Below are 14,849 nucleotides of genomic sequence, written 5' to 3'. Positions count from 1 at the left end.
TGCTATGAAACTGACCATCATCGGTAGCGGCTATGTAGGCCTCGTGACGGGCGCGTGTCTGGCCGATATCGGTAACGACGTGCTGTGCCTCGATCTCGACGAACGCAAGATCGCAATCCTGAACGGCGGCGGCGTGCCGATCCACGAACCGGGCCTGCAGGACGTGATCGCACGTAATCGTGCGGCAGGACGGCTGAGCTTTTCCACCGATGTCCAGGCTGCGGTTGAACACGGCGAAGTGCTGTTCATCGCGGTGGGCACGCCCTCCGACGAGGACGGTTCCGCCGACCTGAAGTACGTGCTTGCAGCGGCGCGTGACATTGGCCGTTATATGAACAACTTCAAGGTGATCGTCGACAAGTCGACGGTGCCGGTCGGCACGGCGCGTCGCGTGAAGGCAGCGATCGATCAGGAACTCGCCACGCGCGGTGTGCAGCACATGTTCTCGGTTGTATCGAACCCGGAGTTCCTGAAGGAAGGCGCGGCTATCGACGACTTCACGCGGCCCGACCGGATCGTGCTGGGCTGCGACGACGACGTACCCGGCGAACGCGCCCGCGAACGCATGAAGCGCCTGTATTCGCCGTTCAACCGCAATCACGAACGCACGCTTTACATGGACGTGCGCTCGGCCGAATTCACCAAGTACGCGGCCAACGCCATGCTCGCCACGCGTATCTCGTTCATGAACGAACTCGCGAATTTCGCGGACCGCGTGGGTGCGGATATTGAGGCGGTGCGTCGCGGTATCGGTTCCGATCCGCGCATTGGCTACGACTTCCTGTACGCGGGTTGCGGTTATGGCGGTTCGTGCTTTCCGAAGGACGTGCGTTCGCTGATCCAGACGGCGGGCGAGTACGACGAGCAGATGGAAATCCTGAAGGCAGTCACCTCGGTGAACGAGGCGCAGAAACAAACCCTTGCCAACAAGATCGTGGCCCGTCTGGGCGATGATCTGCGCGGCAAGAAGTTCGCGCTGTGGGGCCTGGCGTTCAAGCCGAATACCGACGACATGCGCGATGCTCCCAGCCGCGTACTGATCGCGGCACTGCTCGAACGCGGCGCGTCGATCAGCGCCTACGATCCGGTCGCAACCGACGAAGCACGCCGCGTGATCGCGCTCGATCTGCACGACACGCCTGCGCTGCTCGCTCGCCTCACCTACGCGAACGATCACACCGAAGCCCTCGATAACGCCGACGCGCTGATCATCGTGACGGAGTGGAAGGTATTCAAGAGCCCGGACTTCGACGGCATGAAGCGGCGTCTTAAGACCCCGCTGATCTTCGATGGCCGCAATCTCTACGAGCCGGAAACCATGAACGAGATCGGCGTGGAGTATCACGCGATCGGACGTGGCGTACGGCAAGCGGTGAAGGCGCCCGTAGCGGTCTGAGCGGGTTCTCCAAGCCAGCAACATTAGCTGGTCTATAAAAACGATATCGACACACCAGGCGTGGCGAGCGCGGCTTCGGTTGAAGGACCCGATGCCGCGACTGCGCCGCTTTAACGGATACAACCCATGTTTCGAAGCGTCTTGATTGTCTGCCATGCGAATGTCTGCCGAAGCCCTGCCGCGGAAATGCTGTTCCGCGCTTACGCCGGCAAGTTAGCGGGGAAAGACGCAAGACGCCCGATCGAATTCCGCTCCGCCGGCCTCTTTGCCGAGGAAGGCCGCCACATCGATCCAACGATGTACCGCTTGCTGGCGGAGCGCGACGTAGATCCATCGGGACACTCCGCGCGCCGGCTCGACGAGTCCATGGCGCGCGCAGCCGAGTTGATTCTCGTGCCCGAAAGACAGCAGATTGCCGCGATTGAACAGATGGCGCCGTACACACGCGGCAAGGTGCATCTGCTTGGCAAGTGGGAAGACTCTGAAGTGGCCGATCCGTACGGCGGCCACGAAGTTGCCTATCGCGAGAGCTTCGGGCTAATCGAACGTCTGGTCCAGGGATGGCTGAATAAAATATGGTGAACCGGTCTCTAGTCTTATCTGTCTCCGTGGTCTTTTCGCTGACGACTTTTTTGTCGGCTTGTGGCGCCTTGCCGGGTTACAACCTGAACACGTCGCGCCTGGACGATTCCGACCCCACGCCGAGCGCGACCTATTCCGTGCACCTGATCACGGCGGACGTGATCATGCAGCAGAACCGGCCGGGTCCGGCAGCGGCGCTGCCGCCCGCGCGTTTTGCGGATCCGGCGCAATACGTGTATCGCCTGGCACCGCAGGACGTGATCGGCATCACGATATGGGATCACCCGGAGCTCACCACGCAGCAGGGGCAGACCTTGTCGGCGGGCGGCAACACCACGCAAACGATCGCTGGCGCCCTCGCGCAGCCATACACCACTGCGTTGCCCGGACAGGCCGATCCGTTCGGGCAGACGGTCTCGCCTGACGGTACGATCTACTTCCCGTTCGTCGGCAAGATGCACGTTTCGGGCAAGACGGCCGGCGAGATTCGCGATCAGCTCGCGGCGGGCTTGTCGCCGTACCTGAAGAAACCGCAAGTCGATGTTCGCGTGCTTGCTTATCGCAGCCAGAAGGTTTCGGTGACCGGCGAGGTGAAGACGCCCGGACCGCTCGCGATGAGCGATGTGCCGCTCACGCTGGTCGATGCAATCACACGCTCGGGCGGCACGAACGCCGACGCCGACCTGCAGCGCGTGCGCCTCACGCGCAACGGCAAACTCTACGTGCTTGATGCCGACGGCGTGCTTGATCGTGGCGAGATTTCGCAGAACGTGATGCTGCAGTCGGGCGATATCGTGAACGTGCCGGATCGTACCGACAGCCGCGTGTTCGTGATGGGCGAAGTCAAGACGCCGCTGCCTGTTTCGATGATGAAAGGCCGCCTGACGATCGCCGATGCGCTGACGCAAGCAGGCGGCATCCTCGACACGGACGCGAACGCACGGCAAATCTACGTGGTGCGCGGTGCACGTGAGAAGCCAACCTCGCCGGAGATTTACCGGCTGGATCTGACGCAACCGGATTCGCTGCTGCTGTCCGCGCAATTCCAGCTTCACCCGCTCGACGTGGTGTACGTGGGCACGGCTGGCGCCGTCCAGTTCAACCGCATGGTCAACCAGGTTCTGCCGACCTTGCAGACACTCTTCTACCTGAAGGAACTGACGCGATGAACGCTTTTCATATCGTCGAATACCTCAAACCAACCGGGGTTGAATCGTGAGCACGCCAGCACATTCCTATCAGGGCAAGACCGATGAAGAGGACGTTGTCCTCGGGCAGTTGCTGCAGGTGGTCCTCGACGACATCTGGTGGCTGATCGGTACCGCGGCGTTCATCATTCTCGCCGCGGCCGGGTACTGCTACGTCGCGAAGCCGGTCTATTCCGCCGACGCGCACGTTCGCGTGGAGCAGTCCGACAATACGTCGCAAGCGCTCACGCAGACGCAGACGGGTGCCGCGATTGGTAATTCGTCGGGCGCGCTGCCGACTGACGCCGAGATCGAGATCATCAAGAGTCGCGGCGTGGTGGCGCCGGTCGTCACGCAGTGCAAGCTCAACTTCTCGGTGAGCCCGATGACCGTACCGGTTCTCGGCAGCATCGCTGCACGGCTCGCCACGCCAGGCAAACCCGGGAAGCCATGGCTCGGCATGACGTCGTATGCGTGGGGCGGTGAACAAGCCACGGTCGATTCCATTGAAGTGGTCCCTTCGCTGGAAGGCGTGAAGCTGACCATGACTGCGCTCGGTAATGACCGCTATTCGCTGGCAACGCCGGAAGGCGTGCCGCTGCTCGAAGGCCGTGTGGGTGAGATGGCGCAGGGCAATGGCGTATCGATCGATGTCACGAAACTGGTGGCGCGTCCCGGTACGCGCTTCGTGGTGTTACGGGCCAATGACCTCGATGCCATCGCATCATTTCAGTCGGGCATCACGGTCGTCGAGCAGGGCAAGTCGACCGGTGTGATCCAGATCTCGCTCGAGAACGGTGACCCCGCGCGCGCGGCTGAAATTGCGAATGCGCTGGCCGACTCGTATCTGCATCAGCACATTGAAAGCAAGCAGGCCGACGCCGAAAAAATGCTCGCGTTCCTGAAGAGCGAACAACCGCGACTGAAGGGTGATCTAGAGCGTGCTGAAGCCGCGCTGACGGAATATCAAAGCAAGTCCGGTTCGATCAATGCAAGCGACGAAGCGAAGGTTTACCTCGAAGGCAGCATCACCTACGAGGCGCAGATTTCCGCATTGAAGCTTCAGATCGCCACATTGGACCAGCGCTTCGAAAGCAGCCATCCGGCGCTTATCGTCGCGCAGCAGCAGCTTGGCCAACTGGAAGCTGAACGTGCGCGCTTCAGCGAACGCTTCAAGAATCTTCCGGCATCCGAAGTAAAAGCCGTATCGTTGCAGCGCGATGCCAAGGTGGCCGAAGACATCTACGTGCTGTTGCTGAATCGCGTGCAGGAGTTGTCGGTGCAGAAGGCCGGGACGGGCGGCAACGTACATATTGTCGATGCAGCGCTGCGGCCGGGTGCGCCGATCAAGCCGAAGAAATTCCTCATCATGTCGGCGGCCGTGATTCTCGGTCTGATCCTTGGGACTGGCCTCGTGTTCCTGCGCCGCGCCATGTTCAAGGGCATCGTGGATCCGGACAAGGTCGAGCGTCTGGCAGGCTTGCCGCTGATCGGCCTCGTTCCCATGAGCATGGAACAGGTGAAGCTCGATGCGGAAGCGAAGCGCACGGAGCGTGACCGTGACCGGATTGCGCCCATACTCGCGACCATGCGCCCGAACGATGTCTGCGTGGAAATCATGCGTAGCCTGCGTACGTCGCTGCAGTTCACGCTGATGGAAGCGCGCAATCACACGGTAATGCTGACGGGTCCGGCGTCGGGTGTCGGCAAGAGCTTTCTCGCGGTGAACCTCGCCGTGCTGCTCGCGGCATCGGGCAAGAAAGTGTTGCTGATCGACGGCGACATGCGGCGCGGCAAGCTGGAACGTTCGTTCGGCGTCGAGCGCACGAATGGCCTGGCGGAATTGCTTGCCGGCACGGTCGGACTCGAGCAGGCCATCCGTACCACGCGCACGCCGTTCCTGAGTTTCATGCCTGCGGGCAAGCGTCCGGAGAATCCGTCGGAGCTGCTGATGTCGCCGCGCTTGCAGCAATATCTCGACGGCCTGGGGCGCGTGTACGACGTAGTTTTCATCGATACCCCGCCGGTGCTCGCCGTCACGGATGCATCGATCATTGGCAAGCTTTCAGGGACCAACTTCCTCGTGATGCGCTCAGGCGCGCACAACGAAATGGAAATTTCCGATGCCATTCGGCGCCTGCGCTCGGCGGGTATTCCGCTGCATGGCGCGATCATGAACGGCATGCCGCAACGTTCGCGTGGTTATAACCGCGGACACTATGCAGCGGTTGAAGACTACTTGAATGTTTGAACGCGAGCGGAGCGCTGCATGACATCGACCCCAGCATCGACCTCAACCCTGACCCTCTCCGTGATGGTGCCGACATATCGTCGTCCCGCCGACCTGAAGCGTTGCCTCGACGCGTTGCGTGCGCAGGCTCGCCCGGCGGATGAAGTGCTGGTCATCGCGCGTCCCGAAGACGATGCGACGCATCGCGCGCTCGAAACGGAGCTGGCCGCGAACAATCCGTTCGAGTTGCGTGTGATCGAGACAGGTCTGGGCGGGCAGGTCGCGGCGCTGAACCGCGGACTTGATGCGGCGCGCGGCGACATCATCGCGATCACCGACGACGACGCCGCGCCGCGCGTCGACTGGCTGGCGCGAATTGATCAAGCCTTCAACGACGATCAAACGCTGGGCGCGCTCGGCGGGCGCGACTGGGTGTTCGAACGCGGGGCGCTGCTCGATGGCGAACGTTCGGAAGTCGGTGTGATACGCCGCACCGGCAAGATCTGCGGCAACCATCATCTGGGCGTGGGCGCGCCACGAACGGTCTCGTTGCTGAAGGGCGCGAACATGATTTATCGACGCTCGGCGGTGGGCGGATTGCGCTTCGATACGCGTCTGCGCGGCAAGGGCGCGCAATCCGCCAACGACCTCTCGTTTAGCCTGAGCGTGCGGCGTACGGGCTGGAAGATGGTCTACGATCCGCGCGTGGCGGTTGATCATTTCCCCGCCGAACGTTTCGATGACAACGGCCGCGACGCGCAAACGCTGGACGCGCTCGCCGACACCGCATACAACCTGCATCTGGTATTGCGCGAGCATCTGGGTCCGGTGGCGCGGCACATCGCGTGGTACTGGTACGCCGCCATTGGCACCCGTGCAATGCCCGGCTTCGCGCATGCGTTGCTCGCCCTCACCCGCACTCGCGATACCGCCTGCTGGACGCGTTATCGCGCGATGCGTCGAGGCGCCAACGACGCCCGCCGCGACGCGCAGCACGTGCCCGCAGCCTATGCGCTCGCCATGCGCGGCCGCACCGACGGCGCGAGCGCCGTATGAGCCGCGTAGCGCGGGTCCGGAACTCACAACATCAGGGCGACGCGGAGGTTTCCCGTATGCAAGCGACCAAGGTTCACGTGCATTTGTTCTACGGCGCAGACCCGCGGTTTTACCGGGCGGGGGAGAACATCGGCTGCCTGTACGGTTATCACCACGCAGAGTCTCCTGAACTCACGCTGACCTATTCGCGAGATGAACCCGAGAACAAATTCGTGCGGCTTGCGCGGCGTGGGCTGAAGGCGGCACTTGGCTTTGACTTCATTCATACGTGGCGCAATCGCGAGGAAATCCTCAACGCCGATGTCGTGTGGACGCATACCGAGCACGAGCATTTATCGGCGGCATTGCTGCTGCTTTTGAAAGGCCGGGCTCGTGGCAACCCGATGTTGCTCGCGCAAAGCGTGTGGCTGGTCGACAAGTGGGCGGGCTTCGGTGCGCTCAGGAAGTGGGTGTACAAAAAGCTGCTCGCCCGTGCCGATGTCCTGACCACGCATGCGAGCGAAAACGCGCAAATGGCGCGTGAATATTTCAAGCGCGACGATGTGGAACAGGTCTACTACGGCATCAACCCGATCGACTTTCCGCTGCAGGAGCCGAGCGCCTGGCAACCGCATACGCCAGTGCGAATTGCCGCCATTGGCAACGATCGCGATCGCGACTGGGAGTCGCTTGCTCAGGCGTTCCGGCAGAACCCGGCGCATGAAGTCCGGATCGCGACGCGTCGGCGGGTATCGAAAGCGCTGCATGCAAGCAACGTCAAGATCGCGCCGGCAGTGGGCCTGAAAGCGGCACGTGAACTGTATGACTGGGCCGACGTGATCGTGGTGCCGCTGCGCCCGAACTCACATGTGTCGGGAATTACGGTCGTGCTAGAAGCGGTGGCGCTAGGCAAGCCCGTGATCGTCTCCGATGTCGGGTCCTTGCGCGATTACTTCGGCCCGGAGCACGTGTTTTATGTGCCGGCCCACGATGTTCCCGCGTTGCAGCGCACGCTCGACACGATAGTCGCCAATCCCGAACTCGCGCTGCAACGCGCACAGGCGGCGAGCCGGCACTTCGCCGCACGCGATTACACGACACGTCAGTTCGCGCTTCAGCATGTCCGTCTTACGCAAGAGTTCATGAGGACGCGGTACATGGATATGCTCGCGCGTCCCTCGGAAACCGCGTTGCATGCCGAGCTTGGCAATGTTGCTCCTCAACGCCGCGTGAACTGATCCATGAGCACACAGGCCGCTCCCCGCACGCCGAAGTATCTGGCCGATCTGATCGAGAACGGTGGCAAGCCGCTGCGCGCCGGTTTTCTCGGCCTGTTCCGCGATGACCCCAAACATTGGGTGCCGCAAAGCGGCTTCTGGATGTTCACGCTGCTGCTCATCGTGGCGCATCAGGGAACGGCGCTGACGTACGGGTTCCCGGCCATGGCGACGGCTGTCGGCGTATGGCTGTACTTCAAGAGTCCCGCGCGTTATATCGGTTTTGTATGGTGGCAGTGGTTTCTCAGCCCCGAAGTGCGTCGGCTTGCGGACTTCGCGAAGGGCGGTTTTACGCCCACCAGCCTGATCCAGATCGCGCCCGTGGTCGTGACCATGATCTGCGCGCTGACCGTGGTCCGGCATTATCGTGTGCTGGCTGAGCGGCGCGGCTTGCCGTTCCTCCTGATCTTCATGGGCTTGGCCTACGCGTACCTGATTGGCGTGATGTCCAACGGTCCGATGGCGGCCACCTATGACCTCGCGGCATGGCTGTATCCGGTGTTGATCGGCTTTCACATCATGGTCCATGCCCGGGAGTATCCGAAGTACCGCCAGGCTATCCTCGACACGTTCATCTGGGGCATGCTGTTCATGGGCGGTTACGGCCTTGTGCAGTTCTTCCTCATGCCGGGCTGGGACTCCATGTGGATGATCGGCTCCCAAATGGCGTCGCAAGGCGATCCGGTCCGGCTCGGCGTGCGAGTGTTCAGCACCATGAATTCGTCCGGCCCCTTCGCGCTCGCCATGATGGCCGCGCTCACCTTTACCATGGCCGGCACGCAAAGCGTGCGCTGGGTCGCGGGCGGTCTCGGCTTCATCTCGTTTGGCCTGTGCATGGTCCGCTCGACATGGGGCGGCTGGGTCATCGCGATGGTGCTGCAACTGCTCAAGGCCAGCAACAAGGTGCGGGTGCGGATCCTTGTGGGCGCGGTGGTGCTGGCGGGACTTTCCGTGCCGCTGCTCACCTTCGGTCCAATTGCCGACAAGATGGCGACGCGCTTGCAGTCCATCACCAATCTCAGCGATGACAACAGCTACGCCGCGCGCAACGAGTTCTACGCGTCGTTCGCGAAAACCGCGTTCACCGACGTCTCCGGCGAAGGTTTCGGCGCCACCGGTTCATCGACGAAACTCTCCACCTCCAATGGCGATCTCGGCAAATACGGCAGCTTCGACAGTGGCGTGATGAACGTGCCGTTCGTGCTCGGCTGGCCGGGTTCGCTGATGTATCTTGCGGGGCTTGGCTTGCTGCTCGCACGTGCGTTCCGTGCTTCGTTTTCGTTACGCGATGACAAATACGCGCAGGCTTCCTTAAGCGTTGCATTTGCGATTGTCGGCATGCTGGTGTTCACGAACACGTTCACGTCTATTGGCGGGATGATCCTTTACATGGGCCTTTGCTCGGTCCTCGCGGCGCGTCACCACCAGCGGCTCGAGCGTCGCCGAGCGCAAGCGCTCTTTGAACACTCCCTCCCTGAAAAGGCACTCCGATGAGAATCGCCATCGTCACTCATGTCGTGCGTCACAACGACGGGCAAGGCCGCGTGAACTATGAGATCGCGCGCGCTGCATTGGCGGAAGGCCATCAAGTCACGCTGCTGGCATCGCACGTTGCACCGGAGCTTGCTAGCGAAGCGCGCTTGCGATGGGTCGCGATCAAGGTCGGGCGTTTCTGGCCGACCAAACTTTTCAAGCAGCAGATCTTCGCGTTGAAGACGGCGTTGTGGCTCAGGGCGCACAAGAAGGAATACGACGTCCTGCACGTAAACGGTTTTATATCGTGGGCCAAAGCCGACGTGAACACCGCCCACTTCGTGCATGGCGGCTGGCTGCGCAGTCCGTATTATCCGTTCAAGCTCACGGGTGGTTTGTGGTCCGCGTATCAGGTGTTGTATAGCCGAGTGAATGCGCGGCTTGAACACTGGGCGTATCAGCGCTCGAAGATCATTGCCGCGGTGTCCGAGAAAGTGGCTATCGAGATTCGCGCGAACGGTGTGGCTGGTGAGCGTATCGAGGTGGTCTATAACGGCGTGGATACGAGCGCGTTTAGTGCGGCCCGGGTGAACGGTGCCGACAGAAAATCGTTCGGACTGCAGGACGATGCATGCCTGTTGCTGTTCGTTGGCGACCTGCGCACGCCGCGCAAGAATTTGGACACGGTGTTAAAGGCGCTGGTGCAACTTCCCGCCCATGTTCAGTTGGCGGTGGCGGGTTATATCCCGGGCAGTCCTTATCCCGACGAGGCCAAGGCGCTGGGCATTGCGGATCGCGTGCATTTCCTCGGGCTGGTGAAGAACATGCCCACGCTGATGCATTCCGTCGACGCGTTCGTTTTCCCATCGCGTTACGAAGCGATGAGCCTCTCGTTGCTGGAAGCGCTCGCGGCGGGTCTGCCGATCATTACGGCAAAGACGGCGGGCGGGGCGGAGATTATCGGCACGGATTGCGGCATTGTGCTCGACGATCCCGACGACGCCACCGCGCTCGCGGGCGCGATCACCAGGCTTGCTGATGCACCCGAACTGCGTCGTGAAATGGGAGAAGCTGCGCGGCGCCTGGCGGACCAATTTGGGTGGGCGCGTATGGCGCGGCGGTATCTGGATTTGTATCGCGGTTTTGCGAATCAGGCCGGCGCGGCGGCGTCCGGTGAAGTGCAGGCGGAGGGTGGGGCGCCTAAAGCGGCGGCACTGATGAAGAGCGCAACGGCTGGGGCAACGGCTGGCGCGGTCCAGTCCGTGCTGCCGGGTATATCGAACGAATCACACGTATCGCCGGTATGAGCAATTTGACGGCTGTCGTTATCCATCAACAATTTCGATCAGGGTCGTGGACATGAGCACGCAAGCCATCAAGTCGCTGCAAATTGGAATGCATTGGTTCCCCGAGCGTGCGGGCGGTTTGGACCGGATGTATCACACGTTGGTCGGAGCATTGCCGGGCGCCGGCGTGACGGTACGCGGCGTGGTCGCGGGATCGGCGCGGGTGGCGGCGGACACGGAGGGCGCCATTCGCGGCTTCGGTCCGGCGGCGCAGTCCTTGCCACGCCGCTTGATGGCTGCGCGCCGCGCGTTGCGGGCGTCGTTGAGCCGTGAGCGGCCGGATGTGGTGTCGTCGCATTTCGCGCTTTATACCTTTCCGGGTCTTGATGTGACGCGCGGCATTCCGCAGGTTTCGCATTTCCAGGGACCGTGGGCGGATGAGAGCCATGTCGAGGGTGCCGATTCCATTGGTCAGCGGACCAAGCGGATGCTTGAGCAGCGGGTGTATGCGCGTTCGTCCCGGTTGATCGTATTGTCGGAGGCGTTTGGGGAGATATTGCAGTCGCGTTATGGCATTCCTGCGGAGCGGATTCGCGTGGTGCCGGGGTGTGTCGATGTCTCGCAGTTCAATCTGCCGCTGAGCCGTTCCGATGCGCGTCGCCGGCTTCAGTTGCCGCAAGACCGGCCGATTGTGCTTGCGGTGCGGCGGCTGGTCAGGCGGATGGGGTTGGAGGATTTGATTGAAGCGATGAAACGCGTGAAGGCTAGGCAACCGGATGTGTTGCTGTTGATCGCGGGGAAGGGGCGTCTTGCTGAGGAGTTGCAGGCGCGCATTACCGATGCGGGTCTTGACGACAATGTCCGGCTGCTTGGGTTTGTGCCTGACAGGCATTTGGCGGCGCTTTATCGTTCGGCGGATGTGAGTATTGTGCCGACGGTTGCGCTGGAGGGTTTTGGGCTGATTACGGTGGAGTCGCTGGCTTCCGGGACACCGGTGCTGGTGACGCCGGTCGGGGGGCTGCCGGAGGCGGTTGCACCTTTATCGGCGGGTCTTGTTTTGTCGTCGACGGGGGTGGATGCTATTGCCGATGGCTTGATTGGTGCGTTGGATGGGTCGCTGGAATTGCCGACGGAGCAGGAGTGTCGGATCTATGCGCGCGAAAATTTCGATACGCCGGTGATTGCCAGGCGCGTGGCGGCGGTTTATAGCGAAGCGATCGATGTCGGGTGTTGATTTTCGTTCGCACTTGGGCCGGGGGGCGGGGGGCTAGGTTCTGGGGTTAGTGGTCGGAGTCTATGCCGGGTTGGTGCTTTCGGCCGTGGTGGTCTGCGAGAGTCGGATTTTCTCTTTATCACTATTAGCCACTGTGCGTGGCGGCACGTCATTTCTTTGTCCAAAGCGACAAAGAAACGAAGCAAAGAAAGCGCTTTTAAAACACGCTACCCTAAGTGTCCACAGCGTGCAGTTTTCATTCATGGGTGCCCCAAAAGCACGGTGCTCGCCAGAGCGGAGGATGTGTGAAACCCTCCTTCTCGCGAATCCTGACACGAACACGCTTCGCCCCGTACGCTCTCGGGCAAGCACGAGTTGCTAAGGAACCCGCACGGCCTCACGGGAATTTACGGCTGCGGTTTTGACGGGTTAGCTACCTGTTCTGTACGACCGTATTCATTGGCCACAGCTTGATGCGTGTTTGTGTTTACTGCTTCAGTTTTTGTGAATTGGCGGCGCGTTCTGTAAAGCTATTTTCGTCGGTTACGGCCACGCATTCTGCAGCATTGTTTCTTGGCGGGTTGGCTACATGGTTCGTTATGCATACAAATTCGGTGGGTGGTTCACGCGGATAGCGCGGGGTGGTTCTTGGGCAGGTTCAATCACTGGTGGCGAAGCGTGTGGGTATCGGTGTTCGGAGAAGGAGGGGTTCACACATCCGTGGCTCTGGCGAGCACCGTGCTTTTGGGGCACCCATGAATGAAAACTGCACGCTGTGGACACTTAGGGTAGCGTGGTTGAAAGCGTTTTCTTTGCTTCGTTTCTTTGTCGCTTTGGACAAAGAAATGACGTGCCGCCACGCACAGTGGCTAATAGTGATAAAGAGAAAATCCGACTCAAGCAGACCACCACGGCCGAAAGCACCAACCCGGCACTGACCCCGACCACTAACCCCAGAACCGACCACCCCAGCATAGACCCCGACCACTAACCCCAAACAGCCCCCCCCCAACGCACCCCCCCGAACCCCGCGGCAAGCGGAACGCACCAAAACCGTCGTAGTATGTCTATTTAGGCCCGCGCAGCAGCAAAAACCCAGACACCTGACATCTGCGGGCCAGAATGGAACCGACTGTTATGGACCGTTTTCTAGCAATGAAAGTCTTCGTCCGCGTGGTCGAGAGCGGCAGCTTCTCCAAGGCCGCTGACGCATTGCGCCTGCCTGCCGCAAGCGTTTCCCGCACCGTCCAGGCACTCGAAGCACATCTCGGCGCACGCCTCCTGAACCGCACCACGCGAAGCATCAGCATCACCGAAGACGGCGAGATCTACTACGAACGATGCGTACGCGTACTCGGCGAAGTGGACGACATGGAGTCCGTCCTGTCACGCTCCAAGCTAAGCCCAAAAGGCACCGTGCGCGTCAGCCTGCCCGCACTCATGGCAAAAAGCACCATCATCTCCGCACTCCCCGAATTCTTCGCGGCCTACCCGGATATTCGCGTGGAATTGAGCCTGACCGACAAGCAGGTCGACATCATCGAGGCAGGCGTGGATTGCGTGATTCGCGTAGGCGCTGTCGGCGATATCGGCCTGGTGGCAAAGCAGATCGGCCGCTATTCCCAGGTTACTGCGGCAGCACCGTCGTATATCGAGAAATATGGCGAGCCCAATACACTCGAGGATCTTGAACACCACATGTGCGTGGATTATCTGGTGAGTAAGACCGGTCGAGTCAGAAGCTGGGAGTTCGTGGTGGACGGCGAAACCAAGACCATTCCGCTCAAGGCAATGCTGGCGGTCAATGACGCGGATTCGTATGTGGAATGCGGCCTCGCCGGCCTCGGACTGATCCAGGCGTCGAGCTATACGCTGTCCTCGTATCTGGAAAGCGGCGCGCTGAGGGAAGTGCTGCGGACGTATCCGTCGTATCCGCGCGTGGTGTCGATCCTGTATGCGGCGAACCGGCATCAGCCACGGCGAGTGAAGGTGTTTATAGAGTGGATCGCGGAGATCTATAGACGGCAATCGTCACTGCAGATAGCCGCGGATGATCTGGTCTCCGGTCATACCGTACACGCCGATCACCCTGCTCACCCCGCTCACACAAGCCACGTCACGTCTTGACGACTGCGGCACTCTGCACAGCCTCACCCTCGGCTTGCGCGCGCGCATGTTTGAACATCCACTCGAGCGTGTCGTAGATAGGGGTGACTGGCACGCGGCCAATCGCACGCCGCAGCTTGCCGTTCGAACCCACCAGCTTCGCAATCTCATTGCGCCGCATGAAACGCGGGTCGACGAAAATCTCGATCTTGTATCCGGCGATACGCTCCATCATGCCCAGGATTTCGCCAAGCGAATGGCCGGTGCCTGAACACGTATTGAATGCTTCGCCCGCAGGCGCGACTTCCAGCAGCCGTGTATAGACTTCGACGACATCGCGGACATCGGAGAAATCGCGGCTCACAGCCAGATTGCCAAGCGACATGCGTGCTTCATGACGCGCGTGATGATTGACGATCTTCGGCAACAGGAAGTCTTCGCCCTGGCCAACGCCGGTGTAGTTGAACGGCCGCGTGAAGAAGACGGGCAGGCGGTCGAGCCACAAGCGCGCCATGTTTTCCATCGCGAGCTTGCTGACCGCATAGTCGTTGCCGGGATTCAGCGGCACGTTTTCGTCGATGACTTCCACGTTCGCATTGCCATACACATTCGATGTACTCGCCATCAACACCGCACGCGGTTTCTTGTCGAGCTGCGACAACGCGTCGAGCAGATTGCGCGAGCCCATGATGTTGACAAGATAACTTTGTGTGGGCGCGTTGCCCGTGACGTGTGCGAGACCGGCGAGATGAACGACTACATCGGGCTGGGCATCGCTAACGCACGCACGCACCGCGTCGAGATCAAGCAGGTTGAGCGGAACGCCGGTCGTGCCGGGCACGTCGGGCTCGGACGCAGGCGAAGTCGTGCCCCACACGTCGTAACCTTCGTCCAGCAGACGCGCGGCCATGTGACGTCCGGTAAAGCCCGAAAGACCCGTGATGAGAGCGCGACGGCGTTTGCCGCCGTCAGGATGTTTTATGTCGTTCATTGCGCTTGATATATGCGGCGGCCGTTTGGCAAAGGGTTGCGGCATGCCGGGAATGATTCTGCATGCCTGTCCG

The 14,849-nt window shown here is 61.1% G+C and carries 11 protein-coding genes; 10 read left to right on the top strand and 1 reads right to left on the bottom strand.

Annotated elements, in window-relative coordinates; translation table 11 throughout:
- Positions 1 to 4: 4 nt before the first annotated feature.
- The 10 genes from ACSQ8V_RS14425 to ACSQ8V_RS14380 all read left to right on the top strand — a co-directional run bounded on the left by ACSQ8V_RS14425 (position 5) and on the right by ACSQ8V_RS14380 (position 13,806).
- On the top strand, positions 5 to 1,396 hold the full coding sequence (locus tag ACSQ8V_RS14425) for a UDP-glucose dehydrogenase family protein (protein ID WP_436206111.1): 1,392 nt from the start codon (positions 5 to 7) through the stop codon (positions 1,394 to 1,396).
- A 126-nt stretch (positions 1,397 to 1,522) separates the two neighbouring features.
- Positions 1,523 to 1,978, top strand: coding sequence for a low molecular weight protein-tyrosine-phosphatase (locus ACSQ8V_RS14420; RefSeq protein ID WP_213767084.1), 456 nt, complete (start codon positions 1,523 to 1,525; stop codon positions 1,976 to 1,978).
- Complete coding sequence (locus tag ACSQ8V_RS14415) at positions 1,972 to 3,147, top strand: polysaccharide biosynthesis/export family protein (protein ID WP_213767085.1); 1,176 nt, start codon at positions 1,972 to 1,974, stop codon at positions 3,145 to 3,147. Before ACSQ8V_RS14420 ends, ACSQ8V_RS14415 begins: the two co-directional genes overlap by 7 nt.
- 46 nt (positions 3,148 to 3,193) lie before the next feature.
- Positions 3,194 to 5,416 carry a polysaccharide biosynthesis tyrosine autokinase gene (locus tag ACSQ8V_RS14410; protein ID WP_436206110.1) on the top strand — a complete coding sequence of 741 codons (2,223 nt, stop codon included), beginning with the start codon at positions 3,194 to 3,196 and terminating at the stop codon, positions 5,414 to 5,416.
- 48 nt (positions 5,417 to 5,464) lie between these two features.
- Positions 5,465 to 6,451: a glycosyltransferase family 2 protein gene (locus ACSQ8V_RS14405; RefSeq protein WP_436206663.1), complete on the top strand. Its 987-nt coding sequence runs from the start codon at positions 5,465 to 5,467 to the stop codon at positions 6,449 to 6,451.
- 56 nt (positions 6,452 to 6,507) lie between these two features.
- Complete coding sequence (locus tag ACSQ8V_RS14400; protein ID WP_436206109.1) at positions 6,508 to 7,668, top strand: glycosyltransferase family 4 protein; 1,161 nt, start codon at positions 6,508 to 6,510, stop codon at positions 7,666 to 7,668.
- A gap of 3 nt (positions 7,669 to 7,671) precedes the next feature.
- A complete protein-coding gene (locus tag ACSQ8V_RS14395; RefSeq protein WP_436206108.1) occupies positions 7,672 to 9,201 on the top strand; it encodes a glucose-6-phosphate isomerase in 1,530 nt (509 codons plus the stop codon).
- Complete coding sequence (locus ACSQ8V_RS14390) at positions 9,198 to 10,487, top strand: glycosyltransferase family 4 protein (protein WP_436206107.1); 1,290 nt, start codon at positions 9,198 to 9,200, stop codon at positions 10,485 to 10,487. Before ACSQ8V_RS14395 ends, ACSQ8V_RS14390 begins: the two co-directional genes overlap by 4 nt.
- 52 nt (positions 10,488 to 10,539) lie before the next feature.
- On the top strand, positions 10,540 to 11,700 hold the full coding sequence (locus ACSQ8V_RS14385) for a glycosyltransferase family 4 protein (protein ID WP_436206106.1): 1,161 nt from the start codon (positions 10,540 to 10,542) through the stop codon (positions 11,698 to 11,700).
- Between the two features lie 1,116 nt (positions 11,701 to 12,816).
- A complete protein-coding gene (locus ACSQ8V_RS14380) occupies positions 12,817 to 13,806 on the top strand; it encodes a LysR family transcriptional regulator (RefSeq protein WP_436206105.1) in 990 nt (329 codons plus the stop codon).
- On the opposite strand, the gene ACSQ8V_RS14375 is transcribed toward ACSQ8V_RS14380, so the two are convergent.
- Positions 13,796 to 14,776, bottom strand: coding sequence for a GDP-mannose 4,6-dehydratase (locus ACSQ8V_RS14375; protein WP_436206104.1), 981 nt, complete (start codon positions 14,774 to 14,776; stop codon positions 13,796 to 13,798). The genes ACSQ8V_RS14380 and ACSQ8V_RS14375 overlap by 11 nt on opposite strands.
- Positions 14,777 to 14,849: the final 73 nt, after the last annotated feature.

This window comes from Caballeronia sp. LjRoot31, assembly GCF_964253885.1.
Taxonomy (GTDB): domain Bacteria; phylum Pseudomonadota; class Gammaproteobacteria; order Burkholderiales; family Burkholderiaceae; genus Caballeronia.
This window is presented reverse-complemented; position numbering and strand designations above follow the sequence as displayed.

Excerpts from the sequence above, each read along its gene's own strand:
- ACSQ8V_RS14380 (WP_436206105.1), top strand. The coding sequence starts at position 12,817 with ATGGACCGTTTTCTAGCAATGAAAGTCTTCGTCCGCGTGGTCGAGAGC.
- ACSQ8V_RS14425 (WP_436206111.1), top strand. The coding sequence starts at position 5 with ATGAAACTGACCATCATCGGTAGCGGCTATGTAGGCCTCGTGACGGGC.
- ACSQ8V_RS14395 (WP_436206108.1), top strand. The coding sequence starts at position 7,672 with ATGAGCACACAGGCCGCTCCCCGCACGCCGAAGTATCTGGCCGATCTG.
- ACSQ8V_RS14390 (WP_436206107.1), top strand. The coding sequence starts at position 9,198 with ATGAGAATCGCCATCGTCACTCATGTCGTGCGTCACAACGACGGGCAA.
- ACSQ8V_RS14375 (WP_436206104.1), bottom strand. The coding sequence starts at position 14,776 with ATGAACGACATAAAACATCCTGACGGCGGCAAACGCCGTCGCGCTCTC.
- ACSQ8V_RS14415 (WP_213767085.1), top strand. The coding sequence starts at position 1,972 with ATGGTGAACCGGTCTCTAGTCTTATCTGTCTCCGTGGTCTTTTCGCTG.
- ACSQ8V_RS14400 (WP_436206109.1), top strand. The coding sequence starts at position 6,508 with ATGCAAGCGACCAAGGTTCACGTGCATTTGTTCTACGGCGCAGACCCG.
- ACSQ8V_RS14420 (WP_213767084.1), top strand. The coding sequence starts at position 1,523 with ATGTTTCGAAGCGTCTTGATTGTCTGCCATGCGAATGTCTGCCGAAGC.
- ACSQ8V_RS14385 (WP_436206106.1), top strand. The coding sequence starts at position 10,540 with ATGAGCACGCAAGCCATCAAGTCGCTGCAAATTGGAATGCATTGGTTC.